Consider the following 25,895-nt stretch of genomic DNA (forward strand, 5'->3'; position numbering starts at 1 on the left):
AGTTACAGGCTTAGAAGACGGGGCGACACGGTGGACACCGGATATAAGGATGGAATTTACCATATTCTATGTTTTAGATCTTTTCGGGTTTGCCGACTACAGGAACTACCAGTTCCATCTTCACCTTGTCGTTACCGGAACCGAGCGCGCTTATTTTAAAAGGACCCGGGCCTTTGCCGATCTTCAGCTGCTTATCCGCCGAAATCAATTCTACCAATTTACGTCCCCGGTCTGCTATATAAAACTGTCCGCTCTTATAAATGATGTGCTGTCCCGCGGAAAGCGTTTTATTTACCACCAGTTCTTCTCCCCCGGGTGTTGCAATCTTTAATCCCTCAACAGTCACTTCTTTTGGCATGTTCATTTTAATGGAAAATTCCAGCGGCTGCGTGTCAAATATATTTTGCAGTATTATCCTAACGCCCGTTGCCGAATAGCTTATATTCAGAAAACGGTTCTCCTTTACAGAGTACAAGAGGAAGGTTCGTATACCGGTTTGCTCAAGGTGGAATTTATAGTCCAGGTCTTTCAGTTGCTCTTTGAGTGCTTTTGTAAATACACCAGCCGCCCGGGCATTTTCCCAAACCCGGTAACCGTTAAAGATAGCAGTCTTTTCTGCACTGGCTTCTACCGTTTGCTGGCTTAACCCCAACATGTAGGTGGCATCCCAACCGATCGATTTGGCCTGCAGGTTCTCCGCATCATAAAGGCTCCAGTCTGCCTGGTAGTTCTGTATGCCGAAGGTTGCCGGGAAATAGCTGCTTTCAAACACATACCGCATATCTTTCCCTTCAATCCCCCATTTGTTTAACACCGGGCTGAACATATGATCGCCTCCGCCCACATTGCACACACTCATATAATGCCAGGTCCCTTCCTGTATGGCGCTGCCCATTACCCTGAGGTACTGCCCGCCATTTTGCCGATAGCTGTTAAACAGTCCGCGAAAGAAGCGCTTAAAGGAATACTGGCCATGTCCCTGGTACATGCAGCTTTCCAGCCCGTCGAAGTCGATATAGTCCATGCCCCCATCTGCCAGCCATTTGCCATAGAAAGCGGCATACGCATCCTGCAGGTTCATGTCAGGCGCAAAGCCACGGTAACAATTGGGCTGCAATTTTACAATGGTGGTACCGGCTTTATAGCTGCCGCGGGCAGTATGGTGAAACCCTCTTTTGACCTTCAAAAGGGTATACGGTGCAGTGCGGGTGATACCATCGTATTCGATCAGCTCTTTTCCTATTTTTAAGACATTGGTATGATTGCCCTCCCAGCCTCCGAATTCATTAAAATATGCCGTATCCGCTACGGTGATGATGGTATCGTCCGGACTGATATCTTTCGTAATTACCGTACGCTGCATAATAGCCAGACTATCGCTGGGTACGGGTGTCACATCTGTATTTCGTCCAGGCTGCAGGAATTCGCAAAGGGTATGCAGCCCGTAACGGATGCCCTGCTGCTGCATCATTTTTCCAAATTGTGCAACAGGAATATCCCTTTTTCCATTCAGGGTGATCCGTTTTCCGTCCCAGGGTTGTAACCGGTCCGGGTAATACTCGCCCAGCCCTTCATCCTGCACGCTGGTGATCTTTAGCTGCTGCGCGTAGGAAGCCAAACTATCGTGCGGCCCCCACCAGGCCATATCCGGCCGGTAGGCTGCGGGGTCTTTGATCCATTTGCCTTCGATCATCGGGTGCGGCAGCCCTTCGGCAAGCACTACCTGTTCAATGGTGGCTAAGCCCAACCCATCCGGACAGGCATACAGTGCTATAGCAGAACCGATATAATCCGCATTGGTAGGTGTTACCAACTGGTAACGGGCTGAATTAGCTTTACCATCAATGTTATCCGGGTAATACGGAAAACGGATCATCTGCTCCTTATTGCGATTGCGGGAATGCATACAGATGCTGGAGCCAAAAGCCGGCTCCAGCCGTGCGCCATTGCCATAATTCATCCTGAAATATTCCTCCGGCTGCGAATAGAACGCCACATCACTGATCCCGTCTCCGCCGATGCTGAAGATTTGCCCTTCTTTTAAATGCGGAGGAAGCGGATATTTTTTGGGATCAGGGGAATGAATGTAATAGTACATAAAGGACATATCGCCTTCGGTGGGTGGTCCGCTGGTAGTATTGTCATCCAGTCCCAATACGCCAATGGCAAAATCATCATCGCGCACCACACCGATCAGGTCGCCTATTTTTTTTGAAATTGTTGTTTTATAGGGGCCCCATACAATATTATCGATCTGATCTCTTTGTGTGAGCTTCAATAATTTAAATTTCAGATATACCGGTTGCTGTTCCAATAACAGGGTGGCTACAGAACCATTGGGATAAGACAGCTCCAGCTGCTTTGCCTGATTCATTTTTGCAGCCACGGGCAATAGATACCTTTTATTGCTGTACAGGCTCATTAATGCGGATGGCTGATTTCCCGGACAATATTCCCTGCCCGAGCGATTGCTCTTTATAGATGCGATCCATCCTTTTTGGTTGATCGTAATGGTTGCATACTGTGTTTTCAGGCGGATCTGTTGGGCCGTGGCGGGGGCCGCAAACAACCAAACCGTCAACAATGCCAGCACCGCCGGCCTCTTTACTTTTGTACTGGCTTCACCGGTATCCGGTGCCGCTTTCGTTTTTGGCCGTACCTGGAGGATGAGCGATTTTTCACCCTTTCCATTTAAAAAACAACAGTCAATGTATCGTTTCATTTTCAATATCTTATACTATTCAGATTCCATATAAAATTCAACTGTACACAGGTTTGCATCCGGTCGGTAAAATTATCTCATCCTGATTCATTAAGCCTGCACTGAATTGATAAAGACCGATACTTTTTTAACTCCTGCCGGCTTTGCAGCCTGTTATTATGAACAGCGCCTTTTTTGTTTTAAAGAGGTAGGCCTTTGATGCAGCTACCCCAAAAAAGAAAGCCGGCAAAATGAATTAAATCTGATTTATGGTATCCCTGTTTTTTTAAAACGCAACCCTGTGTGCCCCAGCAAACCGTATCATGTTTGCCCTGGTGAACCAGGTTCAATCAAAAAGGATGGCTCATGCGTTCATCAATGGACATCGTTGTTATATTTCCATACCCTGTAGAGACGCCGGGGTATTAATAGCCGGTATTTCAATGCAATTATTTTAACAAGATCCACTACTATTTTTGCAAACGACCTCTATTAATGTTTTATTTTTTGCATTTTTGCAACAAGAACGATTCTCTGAATATTAAAATAGCCGATTGCCATTCCCACATTTTAACCCCACCCCAACCAGCAGTAGCGTCTGGTTTTCAGCTGCTGTCATCAAAACAGCGATAGGCTGTACCATTTCGGGTCTGGGGATCTCTTACGCTTTTGGTACCGGTTCTGTTTCATCAAGTCAACAACATCCATCCATATGCGCCCATCTACTGCGGTTTTAAAAAAACTGTGCTATTTTGTTATGTTACTGTTGCTGTGCTCCTGTGCAGGAAAAAACAAAAAACCCAGGATACTTGTATTTAGTAAAACGGCTGGGTTTCACCATGCCTCTATTGCAAACGGAAATACAGCCCTGCAACAACTCGGCGCGACCCATAATTTTGATGTGGATACGGCAACGGATGCCGCTGTTTTTATAGACGACAGCTTAAAAAAATATGCTGCAGTTGTTTTCCTCAGTACCACGGGAGATGTACTCAACTACCGGCAGGAAGCCGCCTTTGAACGCTATATACAGGCAGGGGGCGGCTATGTAGGTATTCATGCAGCTACCGATTGCGAACCAGACTGGGGTTGGTATGGAAGATTAGCGGGCGCTTACTTCATGGATCACCCGGGCATAACCGATAGTTTTCCCAATGTACAGCCCGGCGTATTACTGGTAACAGACAGCACGCATATGGCTACCCGGCATCTCCCCCATGAATGGAAAAAGACGGATGAGTTTTACAACTTTAAGAAGATGAGCAAAGATGTAAAAGTACTCCTGACCGTTGATGAAAAAAGCTACCAGGGCGGCAAGAACGGCAACCCACACCCCATTGCCTGGTACCATGAATTTGACGGAGGCCGGGCCTTCTATACCGAACTGGGGCATACGCCGGAATCCTTTTCCGATTCATTATACCTCCGGCATATTTTAGGCGGCATTCAATATGCCATTGGCGATAACAAAAAGGTGGATTACTCAAAGGCCACCACTCAAATGCCGCCCGATGAGGACCGGTTTTCTAAAGAGCAGCTATCACAGGGTGCGTTTTTTGAGCCCACGGAAATGACGATCCTTCCCAACCTGGATGTGCTGGTGATTCAGCGGCGCGGAGAAATTATGCTGTATAAGAACCAAACGAAGAACGTGCGCCAGGTAGGCTTTTTAAATGTTTATTATAAAACGGATGTGCCCGGCGTGAATGCGGAAGAGGGCATGCTGGGTTTACAGAAGGACCCGGATTTTGCAAAGAACAACTGGGTCTATATTTATTACAGTCCTGCCGACAGCGCGGTGAACCGGCTTTCCCGCTTCACGTTTAAAAATGATACGCTCGATGCGGCCACCGAAAAAGTGATCCTCGAAGTAAAATCGCAAAGGGATATCTGCTGCCATACCGGTGGCTCCATCGCGTTTGGTCCGGATGGACTACTGTATGTTTCATCCGGCGATAATTCAACACCCTTCGACGAGCCGGGTGTCCGGTTCGTAAATAACGGTTATAGCCCGATGAATGATATCCCCGGCCACCAGCAATACGATGCAGGAAGATCGAGCGGCAATACTAACGACCTTCGCGGAAAGATCCTCCGGATACGCGTAAAGCCGGATGGCAGCTATGAAATCCCCGATGGCAATCTTTTTCCGAAGGGCACGGATAAAACAAAACCTGAAATTTATGTAATGGGCAACCGGAACCCCTACCGTATTTCTATAGACCAGAAGACCGGCTATCTCTATTGGGGCGAAGTGGGCCCGGATGCCGGTTCCGACAATCTTAAAGAGCGAGGTCCCCGGGGTTATGATGAAGTGAACCAGGCGCGCAAGGCCGGCTTTTTCGGATGGCCGCTGTTTGTAGGCAACAATTATGCGTATCGGCAATACGATTACAGCACGGGCAAAAGCGGCGATCATTTCGACCCCGAACATCCGGTTAACCGTTCCAGGAACAATACCGGGCTCACGCAACTGCCTCCCGCCCAACCGGCATTTATCTGGTATCCTTATGCAGCCTCCCCCGATTTCCCCCAGGTAGGCTCCGGCGGCCGAAATGCCATGGCGGGCCCTGTATACTATACGGATCTGTTTCCCAAAGAAACCCGGCTCCCGGACTATTATAACGGCAAGCTCATCATCTATGACTGGATCCGCGGGTGGATGAAGGCGGTTACAATGCTACCCAATGGCGATTTCGATAAGATGGAGCCCTTTGCCAGCGCTGTTAAAGTGAACTCATTGATCGATATGGAAGTGGGCCCGGATGGCCAGCTGTACCTGCTGGAGTACGGATCTGGCTGGTTCTCCAAAAATCCCGACGCCGGCCTGGCCCGGATCCACTACAACAGCGGCAACAGGGCCCCGGCGATCCAATCCGTTAAGGTAGATAAAACAACCGGCGTACTGCCGTTTACCGTTAAAATTGCGGTAGCGGCCAAAGACCCGGACAATGACAATGTAACGTATACCTGGACCCTTGGAGACGGAACCCGTAAAGAAACCCATGCGCCGGAACTGTCCTATACCTATACCAAAGCGGGCGACTTTAAAATAACCGTTGAGGTAAAAGATGATAAAGGTGCTGTTGCTAAAAGCGATGCGGTAAGTATCTATGCCGGTAATGAAACACCGGTGGTAAATATCGCTGTTACCGGGGGAAACCGGTCCTTTTATATACCCGGTGCGCCGCTGCACTATAAAATAACCGCAACCGACCCCAAAGACACCGCGGCCTTTGATCCGGCCAATCTCTTTGTATCTGTTGATTTCACCGAAGGGCTCGACAAAGCCGGCGCACCCATGGGCCATCAACAGGGGCAGGCAAGTGTTAGCGGAAAAAACATAATGCTGTCGCTGGATTGCAAAGCCTGTCATAAAGAAGCCGAAAAATCGGTTGGTCCATCGTTTATACAGGTAGCGGAAAAATACGGCAAAGATCCCGGTGCCGTGAACTACCTTACCGGAAAAATAATTAATGGCGGCAGCGGTGTATGGGGTGAAACGGCTATGTCGGCACATCCGACGCTTAATGAGGAAGACGTACACCAGATCATAGCCTGGATCTTGTCGTTAAACAGCGGGAATGCTGTAAAAAAATCACTGCCGGCCTCAGGCATTATCGTGCCGCCGGCTGATACAAAGCCCAACCGCGCGCTCGTTTTATCCGCAAGCTATTCAGATAAAGGCGGAAATCAGATCAAATCGCTGACGGGGACCAACACCCTTTTATTGAGAAGCAATATGATTCCCTTTGGTGAAACCGATAAAACAAAAGAAGGATGGTTTGTATTAAAGCAAATAGACCTGACAAATGTACACTCGATGAGCATTGCCTACGACCGGCAGGAAAGTCCGGGAAAAACGTCCGTGCTGGAAGTGCGGCTGGATGCGGCCAATGGGCCATTATTGGGCAGCAAACCCATGCCCGCCGTTGCAAAAGAAGCAAAAGAAGCGGTGGCATCGATTCCCGTTAAAGGAATCAGCGATGGACAATTTCATACCCTGTATTTTATTTACAGAACAGAAGATCAGATTCATGACAATATGAAGTGGGTACAATTCAACGGGAAATAATACCCTGTAGAAATTTGAAAATTTGGGAATGTGAAATAAATATGCAATATCAGGTATGGAACCGGTCCAACCTTAAACATTGACCTGGGAACAAGCAGGGTGCTATGAGTCTTGAATGGAGATTTGAGACCTGAGACTTGAGATCTGAAATCTGGGATCTGAATTCTCAATTCTAAAATCCGAGATCTGCTTCAAACAGAACGCGAATGCACCCTGAGCGTTAGACGTTAAACGGATCATATCAACCGGCTTACTTCACCGGACGGATCCAGATGGCTTGTCCCCCGGAGGGAAGCAGCGTTGCCTCCAGTACAGTAGTTGAATCAACCGGCCGCCTCTTTATCGATATCCTGGTACGCACCGGCGACACCGGATCGTCGTAATAAATAGCGGCTATATATTTTTTTCCGGGTGTAAGAAAGGAGCAATCGATTTTAATGTGCCGGCTGTCATTATTGGTAATACTTCCTACAAACCAATCGCGGTTACTTCTTCGGGCGATGGTTACATATGCACCAATGGCTCCATCGAGCACTTTTGTATCATCCCATACCGTTGGTACCTGGTCGAAAAATTCCAGTTCCGGTTCATCCTGCGCATCTGCCGGCTTATCGTACCAATACATAAACTGCAGCGGGCTGTAATACACTACCGGCAATGCCAGCTGGTGCCCCGAAGTCGTTTTGAGTACCCTTGGGTTTTGTGTTTCAGCCAGCTGCCGCTTCAGCTCCGGACGATGATAATAACATATCGTATAGTCAGCGGCACCGGCCAGGAACCGGGTAAAGGGAAGCACGGTGTTATTGGTGGCATCCGGCATTTCTTCATTGCCCCTGACCCCTTCCTGTGTGAGCAGGTTGGGATAGGTTCTGCTAAAGCCCGTTGGCCTGTATTCATCATGAATGTCTACCATCAACTGATATTGTGCGCATTTTTTTACTGCCTCATGCAGCCATTTGGTCCACTTGTAGGAACCCACATTTACAAAACCAAACTTGATTCCGGCCACACCCCATTGCTGGTATAAAGGCAGCAAGCTATCCAGCTGTTTTGCAAGGGCGATCTGGTTTACATATAAAAAAACGCCGATCCCCTGCTTCTTCGCATACCGGATCACTTCCGGCATGTTCAGATCATTTACCGGGTTCCTTTTGGGATCTACATTCACCCTTGTTGCATCAGCAGCCGAATCATATTCATGTCCGTACCAGCCCGCATCAAAATGAATATATTGCAGCTGCCGTTTTACGGCAAAATCTACCAGGGCCTTTGCCCCGCCGGTGGAGAGCGTTATCTCCCGCATTACCTTGCCGGGCCTGATCCAGCTGGTATTTTTGATAGCACAGGGCGGATTGAGGTTCAACAACAGGTCATTGTTGGCAAGGAGCTCCGTGGGTTTTTGCGCGATCATGATCACCCGCCAGGGAGTAGCAAAAGGCGTTGGAAGCGCTACTGGGTCAAACATCGCACAGGTTACTGTATTCGGCTTTGCAGGGTGGAGTACAAATTTTGTGCGACAGTAATCTACCACTTCCGCTTCCACCAGCGCTGCATAGATCCCGTCTTTTAACTGTACCGTAAGCGGCCTTTCGGCCTGGGAGGGCCATTTGTTCAGGGGCAATAACCGGTAGCTTCCCTGTGCATGATCTGTAAACCAGGCCTGCGTTCCTTCCGGAAGTGCAAATTCTGTAAACTCCTTACCGATCCCGATCATTGCAGGTTCCGTACCGTTCTTCGGAAAACTATAACGAAACGCAATGCCTTCATTATAAGCCCGCACTTCTATCAGCATGGTTTGCGGAGTGCCGCCTTTTTTCCTGAAGCTAAAAAGCTTCGCCCGGTACCGGTTGCGCACGCGGCTCCGTTCGCCGTAGACCGGCGTCCACCAACGGTCCATCGAAAAAAACCGGGCCGCATCAGGAGCCAGGTCCTTTTGCCACCCTTCAAGGCCCAGTGCAGAAGGCCGCACCACTTCTTTTCCCATATAGGACACGGTATAATCAATAGTTCCGCCCTTATTGACAAGGAGCCGGAACATAGTGTTTCCATCCGGTGATTTTAATATGGCACCGGTTTGGGCAGCTGCCGATGCTCCGGTCAGCAATAATAAAAGGATAAAGCATATTTTATTTTGCATGTTATTTTTTTTCAGCAGTGCCGATTTTTTTTTGCGACGGTGCCATTGAAACACCAAAGCTTTTGTTTTCCCGGACGGGTAACATAGTCCGGCTGGCGTCCTATAATAAGGCCCTTCGGTTAGGAGCTGATCCCATCTTTAGTTCCAGCGTTCCTCCTTTCAACACATCCTGCTGCAGCAACCTGAAATCCTTTAACGGTCTGCCATTAAAGAAAGCGGACTGGATGTATTTATTCTCTTTGGAGGCGCCGGGCGCTTCTATCACCAATTGTTTACCCCGGCTGTACCGGCCATCCAGGTGCACGGTGATCCGTGGATAGCGGGGACTGCCGATTTCATAAACCGGCTGCTGTGCACACCCCCCATCCATTTGAAAGAAACCAATAGCACTCATTACAAACCAGCTGCTCATTTGCCCCAGGTCTTCATCGCCGGGGTAGGCATCATAAGGCGTAGTGCCATAGTACTGCTCCTGGATGGCCCGTACCCATTGCTGGGTTAGCCAGGGTGCCCCGGCCCAGTTGAAGAGATAGGCCACCTGCATGCTGGGCTGGTTGCCGTGGTTAATGGGATATGCCGCAAAGTCATCGCCCAGGGCATTGAAATTGGCAATAGATGAACGGGCCATGGCACTATCGAGCCGGGTAATAAAGGTCTGTTTTCCGATGGCTGCCACCAGCGAAGCAGGATCCTGTGGTACAAACCAGGTATAATTAAACGCATTGCCTTCTACAAAGCCGGGGGTATGATAGGGGTCAAAGGGTGTTATCCATTTACCATCTTTTGTTTTGGGCCGGATAAACCGGGTGGCTGTATCAAGCAGGTTCCGCCAATTTCGGGAACATTTTTGAAAAAAAGCCTGGTCTTCTTTTTTCCCGAGTGTGGCTGCCATTTGCGAAAGACAATAATCGTCGTACGCATATTCCAGGGTATTGGATACCGCTCCCATCCCCTGTGGTATATAACCGTATTGCTGGTAAGGCACCAGGTTTTCTACACCTACGGTACCACCCCCTTCAAATTTTTGAGGCGGTGTGGTCAGCATTTTTTTTAGTCCCTGGTAGGCGGTTGCCAGATCAAAATCATGGATGCCGCTTTGCCAGGCGCCCTGGATCTGGGATGCCACGTGCATGGCTACCATCACACCGGTATGTTCGATGCCGGCGGGATCTGTATTGAACCAGCCCGAATTGCGGTATAAGGCGATGGCCGATCTGGCCCAGCGGGAGGAGATCTCCGGTGCTACCAGGTTAAACAATTGCTGGTTGTTCCAGAACGTATTCCAGTATTCCCCGCTTACGATGCAATCCGCAGGATCTTCAAGCCGTTGCGGTTGTTCGTTCTCATCCGTAAACCGGCCGTCGGCATCGCTCCATATGGATTTGGCAGACAGGGCCCGGTACAGGTTGGTATAAAATTTTCTTTTCTGCAGGTAGTCGTCTGTTTCTATTTCTACGCGCCCCAGGTATCCGTTCCATACCTTTTCCTGATTGCGTACAATGGCATCAAAATCCCAGTCATACATGGCATTGATCTCGGTTTGCAGGTTATTCCTTGCTCCTTCCATGTCTACCAGCGAAACACCGGTACGTACCTGTATGACCTCGCCTCCGGTGGTTTTATAATTTAAAAAGATACCGGCATCTCCACCGCCCCTGATTTCATCGATGTTGGTGAAGATCTCCGGCTTCGTGTTAAACGTATGTGTCATATTCCACTCCGGGATGTACCCTTTTACCGGTGGCACCCCCTTATTCACCCATCCGCCCATGGATGCAAAGGGCTTGCTTACCTGCATTACAAAGTAGATCGTATGCCGTTGCTCCAGGGAATATCCCGTAAATGCATTATAATAGGTGGCATAGCCTTCAATCTCTGTATTGCTGCGTTTTGTAACCTTTGCATCCACCAGGTTATGTGGGTATTCGTTGGGCGTAAATAAGTCTACCAGGATCCGGGCACTGTCCATCTTTGGAAAGGTATAGCGCTGCATGGAAGCCCGGCGGGTAGCTGTAACTTCAGCGTTGATACGGGTATCCGTCATAAAAACGCTGTACTTTCCTACCGTTGCTTTTTCCGTCTTCTTATCGATCCGTGCACGATATCCATCATCCGGGCGATCCTCCGTGCCGGGGTCTACCTGCAGTGGCCCGCCCGTGGGCATCATTAGTAACCCGCAAATGGTCCAGTCTGTAAAATGACTAAACCCCATGATATTGTCTACCGTATATTCATACCCCGCTTTCCAGGTCTGATCCTGGTTATCCGGTGCGATATGTACCATGCTCAAAGGCAGGGCCGGTCCGGGTTTGAACATCCAGCGCGAATTACCCGTGCCCATCAGCAGGTCTACATAACCGGTATACGCATGTAGCGGCTGCGGTGCCCGGTCGATCAGCCCCTTGTATATATCCTGTGCTCCGGCGCTGATGGTTACACGCTGGCGGGGCTTCTGCACCGTCACCGCGGGCATCGGAATTTCTAATATACTATGCCCTTTCTCCACCCGCCTTTTTATCACCGGCATTCCTTCCACCCGAACCGTGAGCCATTGACTGGTATCCGGCTGATACAGATCTACCAGGAGCGGTTGTATCCGCCTGCTGCCTTGCCGGTATTCAAACGGTGCGGCATCCGCGGTCGTGATTAACGTACCATATCCCGGCTGCACCGGAACACCGGCACCGGAGGTCAATTGCAGGTAATCGAATACGACCCAGGATCCTTTTTTACTTCCGATGCGGATGCCATTCATTCCTTCCTGCATCCATGCCGCGGGTATTTCAAAGGACGCCACTTGCGCCATGCCTCCGGCGGACGGATTACGGAGCATGCGGCCGCTGCCTGGTTTTAACGGTTGGGTCAGCACATGGCCATTGATATCAACCTCAAACAAAGGCGGGTTCTGGCTATCTGCGTCTGCAAAGCCAATGGTGAACCGGAATGGAACCTGTGTTGAAAGGGCCGGCAGCCGGAAATAAATACGGGGAAAATGCCGTGGTGCAAACCCGGCCCAATATCCGCCGCCACCCCAGTTATTAAGCGGACCGGGCATCGTAAAAGGCCAGTGTATGGAGGTCTTTGAATACCCGATATTGTATACGGTATTTTCTCCACCAAAGGAGGCTACAAAATTCTTATAGCCCAGCGGGTAAAGCGCAAACTCATCTGCCCGGCCATCGGGCATACCGATTTGCCAGACCGTTTTTTGCTGTGCACAGACTTCAAAAGAAAGCAGCAGGAAGATGCAGCATAGATACAGGTACCGGCACCGTTTTATGATTTGTTTCATGGTAACTTTTGCGCGTAAATGGATTGAAGTAACGGTCGTTTTTTGTTTACCGGTTGCCCGTCAGCAGCGCCTTCCGCCTGTCTGCCGGAGGCTGTTTCCGACGACGATTGTGTCTGCATTCTGCTAACCGGCAATAAGATAACGTTCCCGGAATTGTTTGGGCGAAACACCTTCTAATTCTTTAAAATGTTTGTTAAAATTAGAAATATTATTGTAGCCGCTGTTGTAGCAGGTTTCTGATACATTGTAGTTCCCTTCCAGGAGTAATTTTGCTGCGTGGCCGATACGTACTTCTTTTATAAAATCGGAAAGCGTTCTTCCCGTTTTGGACTTAAAAAAGCGGCAGAATGCCGAGGCAGACATCGGTATAATAGCAGCTACTTCTTCCAGGGATATCGATCTCCTGAAATTTTTAAAGATATATTCAAAGATGGTGTTCATGTTGCCGGCTTCTACCGGGCTCTTATTCATGGCAAAGCCGGCAGGGTTCAATACCTTTCCGGCGCCTGACCGGGATAACAGGTCTAATAACCTTAACATCCATGTAGCCCTCCCCAGTTCTTTTTCCAGGAGCATGGCATGCAGGGTGGACCGGGCCTCATCCAGTATCTCGCCGGTAAACAATACACCCTGTGCGGCATCGCCAAACAATCCGGCCAGTGCTCTTGCTTCGGGTTTTTCCAGGAAATCTTTTCCCAGAAAATCCGGAAAAAAGTGTACCACCACAACCTGCAGCGGTTGCATTGGATCAATAACCCCCTGATACTGCCAATAATGCGGAAGATGGCTCCCCATTAATACCAGTTCGGTTCCGCTAAAAGCTTCTATATGCTTACCAACAAAGCGGCTCCCTGTGCAATTTTCATGAAATGCAATTTCAAAGTTCGGATGGCTTCTGAATTCCTGATATTTCTTTATTTCCAGGCACTCCGACCGTACGGTAAAGGACTGATCCGGGGGAAAGGAAAAGTTTTCGTATATAATTTTCATCATTCTTGAATTCAACGATGCAAATAAATTATAAAGCGCTACCAGTACCTGGTATATAATGCCAGCAATATTCCGCAAACCAGCAGTGCGCCCACAGCGAATGAAACCGATACCCGGAACATTTTTGAATCCACCTCCAGCCCTTTTGCCCTCACCCCCTTTTTAAGCTCGATGCTGCTGATCAGGTACATGCAGATCACGCAAAAAATAAACACAAAGCCCATCCGGTCCAAAAAGGGCATCTCATAAAGCGGGGGACCGTCTTTTTGCGCCACCAGCTTCGAAAACCCGTAGGGACTCAGCCAGCCCAGATCTGCACCCATTGAGGGCAGGAATTTTAAAAGTACCGACAGGGCAAATCCTCCAATCACGGCAAACAAAGCGGCATTGCTGGTGGTTTTCTTCCAGAAAAATCCCAGGAGAAACATTGCAAAAACTCCGGGAGATATAAAACCGGTGTATTCCTGGATGTATTGAAAGCCTCCTTTTTTATCTATTCCAAGAAACGGGGCAATAAGCACTGCCAGTATCATGGCCACTACTACTGTGGCGCGGCCGATCCACACCAGTCTTTGTTCGCTGGCTTCTTTATTGATCCGCTTCTGATAAATATCCAGGGTAAAAATAGTGGCAATACTATTGGCCTTCCCTGCCAGGGAAGCTACCACAGCGGCGGTGAGCGAAGCAAAAGCCAGCCCCTTCAACCCGTCTGGCAACAGGTTCAGCAATACAGGGTACGCCTTATCCGGTACCAGCTCTCCATGAGCCAGCATCTCCTGCTGGAAATAGCCGTTCTTGTAAAGTACAAATGCAGCGATGCCGGGAATGACTACAATCAGCGGCATCAGCAGTTTTAAAAAAGCTGCAAAGAGAATACCACTCCGTGCCGTTTTCAGATCGGCTCCCAGTGCGCGTTGTGTAATATACTGGTTGCAGCCCCAGTAATTCAGATTTACGATCCACATTCCTCCCAACAAGACCGTAAGGCCCGGAAGATCCATATAATAGGGATTATCCCGTTTAAGGATCATATGTAAGTGATCATCGCCCTGTTTTGCCAGCTGGCGGAATCCGTCCATGATACCCGCACCTCCAAAATGCCGGCCCACCATATCCAGTGCCAGATAAGTGGTTACCAAACCGCCCAGTATCAATACCAGTACCTGGATGACATCCGTATAACCGATCACCTTCATACCGCCCAATGTAATAATGATGGCAAACACCGCAAGCACCGCAATACAGGTTAAAATACTAACTCCGGAGATGGCACTGATAGCTAGTGCACCCAGGTAGAGGATCGATGTAAGATTTACCACTACATACAGCAGCAGCCAGAACACTGCCATGATCATGGCCACTTTATCGTTATACCGCTTACTGAGAAATTGCGGCATGGTATAGATCTTATTTTTTAAATAGACCGGGATAAAAAAGACCGCCACAATAATCAGGGTCAGCGCTGCCATCCATTCGTAGGTGGCAATGGCCAGCCCCATGGTGAACCCGCTCCCGCTCATGCCGATAAACTGTTCTGCCGATATATTGGACGCAATCAGAGACGCGCCAATCGCCCACCAGGTCAGCGATCCTTCTGCCAGGAAATAGTCGTGCGATGCGGAGACGGATTGCTTCCGTTTCCTTCGATAGATCCAGATCCCGTACCCTGCCACAATTATAAAGTAAATAAAAAACACAAGCAGGTCCTGGGTACCCAATGTTTGTTGCATATATGGTCATTTAATTTTCCTGTTAAAGCGGCCGGTGAAGCATCCGGATCATACCGCAGGCTTCCTATACAAGCATGATGCATGTTCAACAACTGCCTACAAGTATTTTTTACTACGGCTTATAACTGCGGCTGGCAAACACGACTGCAATATATGATTATTTTACTAAAAAATACAATCGATTACATTTTGTAAAGGATGGTGAAAGGTGTACGAATGATGGGTACCGGCAATAACCTTCCGGAATACAAATGAAGTGAATCGCCGGTATGATTTCCGGATCGCATTTTTTTTGCCGCAATCAGCAACTACTGTTTGTGGATACGCTCTGTGGTATAGTGCGGAGCAGCGGTACCATAAAAAAACCGCTGTCGCTGTTCGGCAGTCCGCCTGCGTAGCGCTGGCCGGTAGTTTCATAGAATGAGAAGGTTCTTTATGTCTGTTTTGTTCTACAGGAACTGGTCATCGTTGTGCTTGGCCAGCCGGCGAAAGGGATCGATCTTTTGACGGAAACCAGATTCCAGCCCGGTGAACGGTCCATTGCTGTGCCAGGAACGGGTTTGCGCAGCGCTAACAGAAACAGTGGCTATAACCCGGCCAGAAAACAATATGTCCGGCTGGTAAAAGATCTTTTTAAAAAGCCGCTGCCGGATTGCTCCCGGTAAAATGAAACCAGTTAAAATCTGCATACCCGGCCTCAGCAGCCGGCACCGTATTAAAATGAAACAGCATAAACCGGTTGGCCGTCCAGGTGAGGCCCAGCCCCATTTTCAATGTATTGCCCAGGGAACAAAAATCTTTTCCATCCAGGCTATAAAAAAACGTTGCGATAAATCCTTTGTCCGTGGCAGCAGCCTTTAACCAGATCTTCGTGGTGCCGGACAATGCCACACTATCCTTGATTTTTCCATCATTGACCATTATCAGCCGGCGTTGCCCTCCTTTTTGTTCGATACCCACAAACGCGTAGGGTTTTTCAAACACGGCAAGGCCTGTTACATCTCCATCTTTCAGGTGACTAAAATCCAGTTCGCTCACGGCCGCAGATGCCGGTCCCTGCACCCGCTGCGAAAGAGAGTTGCGGGCCGTTAGCAGATCGTTGGCATAGCCACCATGCAGGCGCAGATAACCGGGGCGCTCCGCTAATGACCATTTGCTGTTATCCGGGTTATGGTTCCATTGCCATTGCAGGCCGAGTTTTTTTGAACTGAACTCATCGGAGGTAGCCGGCGTTTTAACCGGGTAGATTTTGCCCACACCGGGTTTCGTATGTACAACCACGCCTTTTCCTTCCCCGTTTTTACCGATCATGGGCCAGCCTTCCTTCCATACCACCGGCACCAGGTGCGGTACGCGGCCTATAGGGCCACGGTCCTGCATGATGATGAACCACCAGCTTCCATCCTGCACCTGTATCATCCCTCCCTGATGCAATCCGTTTTGGGGATATGAAGATTCATCCTGTACAATGATCTTACTTTCATAAGGCCCGTAAATATTTTTACTGCGCAGGCACATCTGCCAGCCCTCAGTTCCTCCCGCCGGACAGGTAAGATAGTAATAACCATTAATCTTATACATATGCGAGCCTTCCATACCAAATACACCGTCTTTTGGGGCTGATGAACCGGCAGGTGTGGAAATGGCTTTATCCCATATTTGCTTTTTTTCTTCTTTTACAGAAAGCGCATCGGCATTGAGCTCTGTTGCATATAGCCGGTGCTGGCCATGTATCACGTATACTTTCCCGTTATCATCAAAAAACAAACCCGGATCATAGAGATACTCCGGAAACACCGTGCGTTTCCACGGACCTTTTATATCTTTTGCCGTGCACATGGAAAACTGTCCTTTTTCTTTTTCCCAGTTGGGCGTACAAAACCCCACATAGAAGAGGCCCTTGTGGTGCCGGATGGTAGCCGCCCAGGAGCCCCGCAGGTACATTTCCCCGCCCTGAAGGTTGTAACGGGGATCTTCCTCATAGCGTTCTACAGCGTATGACGCTATTTCCCAGTTTACCAGGTCTTTTGATTGCAGTATGGGGCATCCGGGTACATAATGCATACTGGTAGATACCATATAATAGGTGTCGCCAACGCGGGTTATATCCGGGTCCGGCCAGTCGCCCCACAGGAAGGGGTTCTTATAGGTGCCATTGCCGTTATCTGCCGTCCATACTGAAGGGAGCTGTTTTTGCCCATATACCGGCAAGCCGGTTATTCCTATCCATAAAAGCAAAACATATATTTTTATACTGCGCATCATCCGTTGTTTTCTTTTTTTAATACGCCCGGACTATTCCCGATCTGATCCACGCCTGGTTGAATGGAGCCGTATAGCAGCGCGCAAACAATGATCCACCAATTCCTGTTCCGGGTTCTCATCATACGATTTAATAAAGCGATATCTTTTGTAACCCACTGCCCGCTACCTCAAAGGGCCCGGGCGCCGGGTTGGCGGCTTTCCGTTTTTTACCCCAAAAATCCGTATTGATCCGCAACGGGGTACCGTCTGCATTTTCAAACGGCAGATCCGGCACCAGGGCTTTTCTTAAGCTGCCGGTGGTGACCCATTTCCTTTTCAGCTTCAGCCATTGCCGGTTCCATATAATTTCAAGCATGCCCTTATTGCCCTTATCGATGAACCGTACCCCTGCATTAAAACCGGTATCCATTATGGCATTCTGTTCTGTTGCGGTCTGCTCTTTGTATCGTTGCATCATTTCTTTTCCACGGCCGGTCATCTCACCCAACCGCTTTGTGTCCTGAACATCACGGATGGAGATGGCGCCGCTGGTATATACATTGCCCTCAAACACTACCGGCTGTAATGCCTTGCTGTACTGGATGGCATTGGCGCCCTGTACAAAAAGGTTGTTTACAAACTGTACATCTCCGCCGGGATTATCATGCAGGGCTTTTACAAAAGTGGAATGCGGCAGGTGGTAAGGCGTAAGGCGGCTGTCGTAGGTAATCACCTCCATATTCCCGCTAAAAAGATTATGCGCAAACGCTGCTCCGCCAGAGTTCATTAAAAGACTTTTCTTTGACAGCATCACATTATTACATACCAGCATGGGGCCATGATTCACTTCCAGGAACAGATCCAGGTCATTATCATAAAACAGGTTATTCTTTACCTGGGCACCCTGGGCCATCCAGTCGAGCCAAACGCCCATATTCGCCCGGTAGATCCGGTTCCCGGAGATCTGTACATCTACGGCACCATGAAATTTGATGCCGGCCATTTCAGCCCCTGTAAACAGGCGCTTTGAATGGATATCATGGATGATATTATCCTGCACCCGGCTGAATGCGCAGCCCATACTGCCTGCAATACCCGCCTGTTCGCAATGTGCAATGATATTGTTCCGCACGATATGACTACCTACGGTAGCTTTATTCCAGCCAAAGGCCAGGGCCCGGTTGATGGTGCCTACATAACCCGTTGCCGACTCGGTTTGGTTGTTATCATGATCATCACCGTATTTCCCCAGGGAGATGCCTACACATTTTGAATACTGTACTGTATTGTTTTCAATGATCCAGCCCTTGCTCCAGTGGGTGCCGATCAATCCCATTTGTTCAGCGGTTGGCGGCGCCCAGTTGGTAGCAGCCTGTTCCATCGTAAACCCGCTTACCGTGATGTAATCGATAAAGGGCCGGTCCGGATAAAACACGGTCTGCCGCATATTGATCTCCACGGTTTCTTTGTTCGGGTCGGCATTTTTAAACTGCGCCCGGATGGTGGTGGCCGTACTATCTGCAGTGGCCCACCATAATAAATCCGTTCCCGCTGCGGGCTTCATTACTTCAGCCTCATTGGCCGCTTCCATCAGCCAGTTACCATTCAGGTATACGGCTCCCGTATGGTATTTGCGATCCTTTGGTGTGGGCCAGAACCAATCGCCGCGGATGCGGTCCTTATAGGGATTAAAGGTTCCAAAAACACGATTGGGTATTACTACTTCCCAGGTATCCCCCTGCAGGTGTTTCCAGTTTTTGATCACTTCGGATCCTTTGATGACAACCCGCTCACCTTTGGCAGCGCGGTATATGATGCGCTCCTGGTTCGAATTGCCGCCACGGGGTGGCGTGATCTGTTCCCGGTACGTGCCTGCATGTACGGTAATGATATCACCGGGCATGGCTTTGCCGGCGGCCGCCATAATGGTTTTGAACGGACTTGCAGCGGTACCGCTATTGGCATCATCCCCTTTCGGCGCCACGTGGTATTCGGTACCAACCGGTGCCTTTTGTGCAGCTGCGGTAAGGCTAAGAAGTAGTGCAAAGACAATCTGTATATTTTTCACACAACGTTATTTCTGATTAACAGCAATTATTTTCATGCAGCGACGCCAGGGAGCAAAGAACGCGTTGCCGCTCATCGGTTAAAAGCCGCAGATACGGAGCTTTCATCAGTGCTTCGGCAGCCATCATTAATACCCTTTTGCTCTTTTTAATACGACGGGCTGCGTTTTGTTTCCGCCGACCATCTGGTACAGGGTCCAGGTATTTTTGTCGCTCCCCGGTTCCAGCCGCCAGCTTTTTGCCGGATCCGATAATTGTATTTTGATCCATCTGGGAAATGCATTGGCCGCCCGGGCATCTTCCCAGGTACGGATCACGTGAAAGATCGCTTCTTTTTGCGGACAACTTTCCACGTCTTTCTGATTGAGCGTTAAGCTGTAGGTAGTGCCTACGCCCACGGAGATCGCCTGCACATGTTCATACTGCGCTACCGTAGAATTTTTCCCGATCGGGAAGTTGCCGCCCATGCCCACCGGGAAAAAATTGGAATAGGTTACATCCCGCAGGTCTTTTCCCTGACTGGTGGTACTACCCCATTCCCGGGTATCCGCATCATACAAATTTTTACCGCCACCCACATTCCAGATGCTTTGGTAATGCCAGGAGCCTTCGGATAAGGTAGCGCCTGTAAACCGGATATAGGGAACTCCCAGCGCCTTTGCCCGTTCAAACATCTTCCGGAAAAAACGTTTTGTTGAATAATATCCATGCCCGTTATTAAACAGGAATTCCTGTCCGTCGAAATCATAATAGGCGATCCCGTTGATGTTGCAAACATCCGCAAAGTGTTTGGCGATTTCATCCTGCAGCTCTATATTGGGAATAACACCGTCGTATCCGTAATTTACGGTTACCTGCAGCTTGTAGAGCGTATCCCCTGCCGGATGGGCCGCCGGTGTCGTTTTCCAGTAGCCGCGTTTTACATTGAGCAGGCGGTAAGGCGGCCGGTCCGACACACCCAGGTAATGAATCAGCTCCTTCCCGATCTTTATCATATTCAGGTTAACACAATGTCCTTCCCAGCTGGCGATCTCTTCGAGATAGCGGGGATCGTTTACCACAATGATGGTATCGGTGGCACTGATGCTTTTGGCAAGCGCTCTTTTTTGCTGGTAACAAAGGCTATCGCTGGGTACCGGACTCGCGTCCTGGGTACCCGGGGCCAGTGCGTTCGTGATGGGCGTTCTTCCGATGAGGAGTTCCTGCTCTGCCGCAAGCGCGGAAAACGCTTTGTGCGACAGGTTGCCCGTCGTCATTTTTATGGGCTTCCGCTCAAAATTCAAACCATCGATATACCCCTTATTTCCCCTGTTGGCACGTAAAAATCCCTGGTCGTATAAACTGATCGCCTTAAAACCCAGCCGGCTGGTATAGGCGATAATACTGTCATTCAGGTTGCCGGCAGTGAGCGCATCGGGTACAAACGCCGCGGGATCTTTGACCCATTTCCCGTTGATGGTGGGATGGGGTAATTTTTCGGATAACACGATGTTTTGGATCACATCCATCAATGCCGTACTGTCCGGGCTGCCCCATAAAGCTACGGCGGAACCAATATAATCCACACCCGGCAAGGGTTGTACATCGATGTGGTTGGGAATATTGGCCGCCATATGCGGGATCAGCGAAAAAAACACTTCCCGTTTCTTCGAACGGTCTCTCGACTGATAGGAGATCGAGATCTGCCCTGCCCGATCCACCTGTGCGGCATCTCCATACAGGATCCGGTACCAGGGCTCCTTATGCGCATAAAAGGCTACATCGCTGATGCCGTTGCCACCCAGACTGAACACCTGTCCTTCATGCAGACTATCCGGCAGTGGAAAACGCTTTGCATCCGGTGTGTGGATGATGTATTGAAACGGTGCCGCATCCCCCACCGTGGTAGCCATTCCTCCCAGTGTATTATCGTTAAGGGCAAGCATACCGATCGCATAATTCACTTTTTCACTGGTATCCCTTGCCACCCCGATGATCTCTCCCATCAGGTTGGTAATATTCGTATGATAGGCACCCCACTGGATGGCTTCAATCTCTTCGCGCTTTGAGAGCGACCGCAATTGCAGTCTCAGGTATTTTTTTTGAGGAGTAATAAGGATGCGCGCTACCGACCCGTTGCTGTACGTAAGCGTCAATAATTTTTCTGCCGCCTTATAAGCGGCGTTCACCGGTTCATAATATATTTTCTTCCTGCCATCATAAAGCAGCATCAGCGGGGAGGGCCGGTTCACCGGACTAAATTCCCGGGCCGGTTTTACCGTAATATTTTTCATACTCGTAATAAAACCGTTATTGCTGAGATGGATTCTAAAATAATCTGTTTTAAAATCCCATTGGGCGCAAAGATGCAGGTTCGTAAACGCCAGTAATCCTGAAAACAGCAGGTACTTTAAAAAGCTTCGATTCATTGTATACAGTTATCTTTCTGCCTATAAAGATTCTAAAAAGACGGACGCCTTACCACATTAAAATTGACCAACCCCAATGCTTTTTTTGCCATGCAGCGGCCAGGCCTCCGGCAGGCAGCCGTTAAGCAATTCACAGCCAACAACCGCTCAGGGTTTGCGGATCTTTTGCGGAGCCAGCCGGGTGTTGTACCGTACCACTACATCGGGTTTGGAATCTCCCGCCACTTCACATGCAAACGATACACCGGATGTGCCCTTCGGTAAAATGGCCTTGCCCTGCACATTTAACTCCGATAGAACCTTATAATTCTGATCCGTCAGTGTGGCCTTGCCCTGGTGATCGAGCAGGATGTACTGGTTTGCCTGCAACTTACCTTCGATCTTTACCACCCCCAGCGACGTGGTAAAAGAAGGATTAGCAATAATTCCTTCGCCCTCTACTTTTATGCGCAGGGCATAGGTTCCTTCCTCCGGGCTTTGCCAGGACCAGTCTGCACCGCCCGGCTGCCCCGGCTGCATCTCCGATAAGTTGCAACGGAACCGGTCGGAAATAAATAACGGGTATAACAGGAAGTCTTTATCATTTTGTTTTTCCAGGTGCCATTCGGTTTCCGGATCGCGCAGCCGTTGCTTTTGCGCTTCGGTAAACACATTGGCATACCGCAGCTCGTCCCAGTTTTTCATGGCATCCAGTAATGCATTGATCTGCCCGTGCTGCTTCAGTGTTTTCATATTGATGCTCATGGCGTACCCCGCATCGAAGCCGGCAGACTCGGACAAGGCCCATTCCAGATCTTCCAGGGAGGTGGCCTCAAAGTTGCGTTCTGCCAGTCGCACCAGGAACCACCCCAGCATCCGCGGAAAAAGATTCCTCCTGAAATAATCCTGGTTCTTGATCCGGCTGGCCACCTGTCCTTTGCGCATTTCCTCACCCCAGGGTTCGCCCCAGTTCATACGGGTATGTATGTGCCAGAGGAAGTGATCGAGGCGACTGGCATCATTGATCAGATCGGCTTTATTTTCGAGCCGGTTGTAATATTCCGTTACAAATTTTGCAGTGGCATAGTAATCCTGCCCCGTGTACATACAGCCTTCCAGCCCGTCGAAGGAAATCTGCCTGATACCGGTTTGATTAAAAATATCAGCCAGCCGATGTGCAAACGCATCCTGCAGGTCCAGGTCCGGAAACAGGGTGCGGTAGGGATAATCCCATAATTTATACAACGGCTCTTTTTTTTCATGCGTTGCTTTCTGCGTGCCAAACGCGCCCCGGGTACAACCGGTAAGCACGATCCGGTCTCCGTTCTGCTCCGCCTTCCCAAACGTGATCAGCTCATCGCCGATCTGCAGGGCGTTTAATGTAAGCGGCACATTGAACAAGCTGGAAGCAGTCACCTCAAAACGGGTCTGCACCTCGTCAATATTGCCGATGAGCTCCAGGGCACCCTGTTTAAGCAGTTGCTTACTGGGTACCGGTGTTACATACGCATCATTGGTTGTTAAAAAATTGGAAAGCGTATGCACGCCGATCTTAATACCCATTTTTGAAGCCTGGTCCGCCAGGCTTTTTATCCCCTGATCACCGTTCTTTGTTAAGGACGGGATCCATTCAAAATGCCCCCAGGTTTTAAATGGATCCGGATGGTATACTGTTCTAAACCCGGCACGCTGTGTTTTGTCCAGGGCAATATCCATATCTTCTTCGGAAAAATTAGTGATCAGGTAAGAACGCATGGCTCCTCTTGAAACCTTCCCCCATTCGCCTTCGATCATCGGGTGCGGCAGCCCCTGTTCTATTTCCACTTTACCAATGCGGTCGAGGATCCGGCTGCGCTGGTCGCCAAATAACGCAATCCGCGCTCCCGTAATGTTTCCCGCCGAACCGGTTACGGAAAGCACCAGCGCTTTTTCTACCTGGTTTACCTTGCGGTATGTTTGTTCTGAACGGTTCAGGGCCGACAGTTGAAACAACGCGCCGTCCTTTACATCTGCCACTGCAAAGTTGTAATAGGGCGTGCTGGAAACCGAAAGATCGGTATTGCTGCCCGCGTATTTAAAGAAGCTGCCATAAGCAGGTGCACATTCCTGTGGAATGCCCCCATTGGTTTTGACATTCAGCGATTGCATGGCAAAGGCCAGCTCCATGCCCTGGGCCACCCCCACTACCTCACCCACCACTTCATGAAGCGTCACTTTTACCGGGCCAAATACAAGCGCATTATATGCATGGCTGATAGTGCCTACCTCATAGGTAATGGCCTGCGGCTGTTGCCGCACGATCAGTTCCAGCACCTGGTTGTCTTCCATCGTGAGTAAAAATTTATTCCCGGTTACCTTTAAGGTTTTGGGAAGCAATATCTGCCCATTCTTTACCACAGACACTACGGGATAAGCACCCGTACCCATAATTTCGCGGTCATTCACTTTTATGGAAGTGTAAAATCCCTTGTCGTTAATAACTAAACGGGTGAGGGCGGTTTTTAGTTCTACGGCCATTAGGCACCGGCTGCAAAGCAGGACGATGAAACAGCTGATCAATTTCCGATACTGCATATTCGTTTATTAAATGGTATATCTGCCGGCAAGCTACGGCTTTATCCCGTTTCTTTATTGCTATGGTTCATAAAATGGGAAGCTGTCCTTTTACAGACAGCCTCAAAGACTTGTAAGATTTTCAATTGCTACCAGTCCATTATTAGTTCGTCTGAATAAGTTTCCTGCAACAAAGATCCGAGTGAATCCCTCTATATATTTACTCCCCGGCTTACGAATACAAATTAACATAATATATTGTCGAACGGTTCATACTCTGGGTTACTTCAAAGGATGTCTCCCAAATGAAAATAACTGCCTTTATAAAAATCATGATAAATATTAACAGAGAAAGAGCAGGTCGTAGTATTTGGGGGGTGCATAACTTGCAAATTGAGCTTGCGAAACCATAATAGAAAAAACCATTCCCAATAGAAAAAATATCTTTTTCATATTATATTTCTTTTAAACTAAAAAAATGCAAACATAAAGTTCATTTTAAAACTTCAAATCAATAACAACAGTTTTGACAAAATCTGATGCTATTTTTGCATAAAAAGGGCGCAGCTTTTGCTGCGCCCTTTTTATGCAAACAGATGGTCTTTGCCTATGCAATAAGGGTTATATCCTCTATTTCATGGTCATCACCTCATCAAAGGAGGTGCGGTGAACGCCATTTTCATTCATCCAGTATTTCACTTTCAATATCCGGGTAGCCGGATCAAATTTATTGATACCTGAGGGATCCAGCTCCCCGGATCGGTTATTGCCCGAGGGTTGCCCGTATTTATTAATGACGCTGATGATATTGTACTGGTCATCCATATTAAACACAACTCCGAACTGGCCATAGTTGGAATTATTCCCATTACTTTTGATCCAATGGTATACATCCTTTGTGTAATCTTCATCATAGAGTTCTAAGGTTCTGGCGCCTGTCTGGCGCAGGGTTACGTTCCAGGGATAGGCTCCGGTTAATGCTGCATTCGTAACATCTACCATACTGCCTGTGCATACATACCGGCCTGCGGAAAGGTTGAGGGATTCAGTCTTTTGTGCATAAAAGGTATCTATTCCCTTTGCCGGAACATAAGCGGTTTTCAGGTTAACTGATGTTGCCAGCGGATCGATATCCGTTAACGTATCCGCTAAAGCCGCCCCGTTCACGATCTTCTTCTGCACCTGCTGACCGGCACCGTTTTTATATGTTATAACCGTATACTTGCAGGTGGTATCCACCGAAACAAGCTCAACCGACAACCCCTTTTTACTGTTGGTTAATGTTGCGCTGCGGGTAAACAGCTGGCCTTCATAATTATTGTCCAGTGCCTGGCCCGAAATCAGCGCTGACGCGGGGGTAGACCTGTTGCCATCTTTATCCAGTGCCACTATTTCAAAGGTATACTCCTGTTCTGCCAGGTTCGTAATCATTACCTTTTGAACCGTGCTGCTTTTATCAGGTGCCACCTCCAGGTTTTTGCTCCTGTTATTCCAGTAAACAATATATTTAACAATATTGGGGTCCTTCGATTGGGTAAACTGCAGTTCTATCCTTCCCTTCCCCGGATGCACTTCCAGGTTGTAAGGGGCCCCTACATAAATAATTTCCCCGTCTTTTAAATACGGCGCGTATTCATGATCCATCTTGGTGCAGGAGCACAGCACCCATATGGTACAAATGACTGCAAAATATTTATAATTCATATGCTGATTTTATTGA

At 48.9% G+C, this 25,895-nt stretch carries 11 protein-coding genes; 1 reads left to right on the top strand and 10 read right to left on the bottom strand.

Annotated features, from left to right (window positions below; all coding sequences use genetic code 11):
* Positions 1-73 precede the first annotated feature (73 nt).
* Positions 74-2,722 carry a hypothetical protein gene (locus tag LL912_RS05310; RefSeq protein WP_235552522.1) on the bottom strand — a complete coding sequence of 883 codons (2,649 nt, stop codon included), beginning with the start codon at positions 2,720-2,722 and terminating at the stop codon, positions 74-76.
* A gap of 736 nt (positions 2,723-3,458) precedes the next feature.
* Between LL912_RS05310 and LL912_RS05315 the strand changes: the two genes are divergently transcribed.
* Positions 3,459-6,776 carry a ThuA domain-containing protein gene (locus tag LL912_RS05315; RefSeq protein WP_235552523.1) on the top strand — a complete coding sequence of 1,106 codons (3,318 nt, stop codon included), beginning with the start codon at positions 3,459-3,461 and terminating at the stop codon, positions 6,774-6,776.
* 250 nt (positions 6,777-7,026) lie between these two features.
* Here the strand turns inward: LL912_RS05315 and LL912_RS05320 are convergent, their stop codons facing one another.
* The 9 genes from LL912_RS05320 to LL912_RS05360 form a co-directional block, all read right to left on the bottom strand.
* On the bottom strand, positions 7,027-8,913 hold the full coding sequence (locus tag LL912_RS05320) for a glycoside hydrolase family 97 protein (RefSeq protein ID WP_235552524.1): 1,887 nt from the start codon (positions 8,911-8,913) through the stop codon (positions 7,027-7,029).
* Between the two features lie 100 nt (positions 8,914-9,013).
* The gene (locus tag LL912_RS05325) at positions 9,014-12,205 is read right to left on the bottom strand and encodes a GH92 family glycosyl hydrolase (protein ID WP_235552525.1); all 3,192 of its coding nucleotides are present in this window, start codon (positions 12,203-12,205) and stop codon (positions 9,014-9,016) included.
* 123 nt (positions 12,206-12,328) lie between these two features.
* Entirely contained in the window at positions 12,329-13,198 is an 870-nt protein-coding gene (locus LL912_RS05330; protein WP_235552526.1) for an AraC family transcriptional regulator, read from the bottom strand.
* 35 nt (positions 13,199-13,233) lie between these two features.
* The gene (locus LL912_RS05335) at positions 13,234-14,925 is read right to left on the bottom strand and encodes a sodium/sugar symporter (RefSeq protein WP_235552527.1); all 1,692 of its coding nucleotides are present in this window, start codon (positions 14,923-14,925) and stop codon (positions 13,234-13,236) included.
* A gap of 633 nt (positions 14,926-15,558) precedes the next feature.
* Positions 15,559-17,163, bottom strand: a complete 1,605-nt coding sequence (locus LL912_RS05340; protein WP_235552528.1) for a glycoside hydrolase family 43 protein — start codon at positions 17,161-17,163, stop codon at positions 15,559-15,561.
* Positions 17,164-17,317: 154 nt separating this feature from the next.
* A complete protein-coding gene (locus LL912_RS26060; RefSeq protein WP_235552529.1) occupies positions 17,318-19,237 on the bottom strand; it encodes a right-handed parallel beta-helix repeat-containing protein in 1,920 nt (639 codons plus the stop codon).
* 126 nt (positions 19,238-19,363) lie between these two features.
* Entirely contained in the window at positions 19,364-21,643 is a 2,280-nt protein-coding gene (locus tag LL912_RS05350; RefSeq protein WP_235552530.1) for a hypothetical protein, read from the bottom strand.
* 147 nt (positions 21,644-21,790) lie between these two features.
* Positions 21,791-24,196 carry a hypothetical protein gene (locus tag LL912_RS05355; RefSeq protein WP_235552531.1) on the bottom strand — a complete coding sequence of 802 codons (2,406 nt, stop codon included), beginning with the start codon at positions 24,194-24,196 and terminating at the stop codon, positions 21,791-21,793.
* A 609-nt stretch (positions 24,197-24,805) separates the two neighbouring features.
* Positions 24,806-25,879 (bottom strand): DUF4998 domain-containing protein, encoded by a 1,074-nt coding sequence (locus LL912_RS05360; protein WP_235552532.1) that lies wholly within the window; start codon positions 25,877-25,879, stop codon positions 24,806-24,808.
* Positions 25,880-25,895 lie beyond the last annotated feature (16 nt).

The sequence above is a fragment of the Niabella agricola genome, assembly GCF_021538615.1.
Lineage (GTDB): Bacteria > Bacteroidota > Bacteroidia > Chitinophagales > Chitinophagaceae > Niabella > Niabella agricola.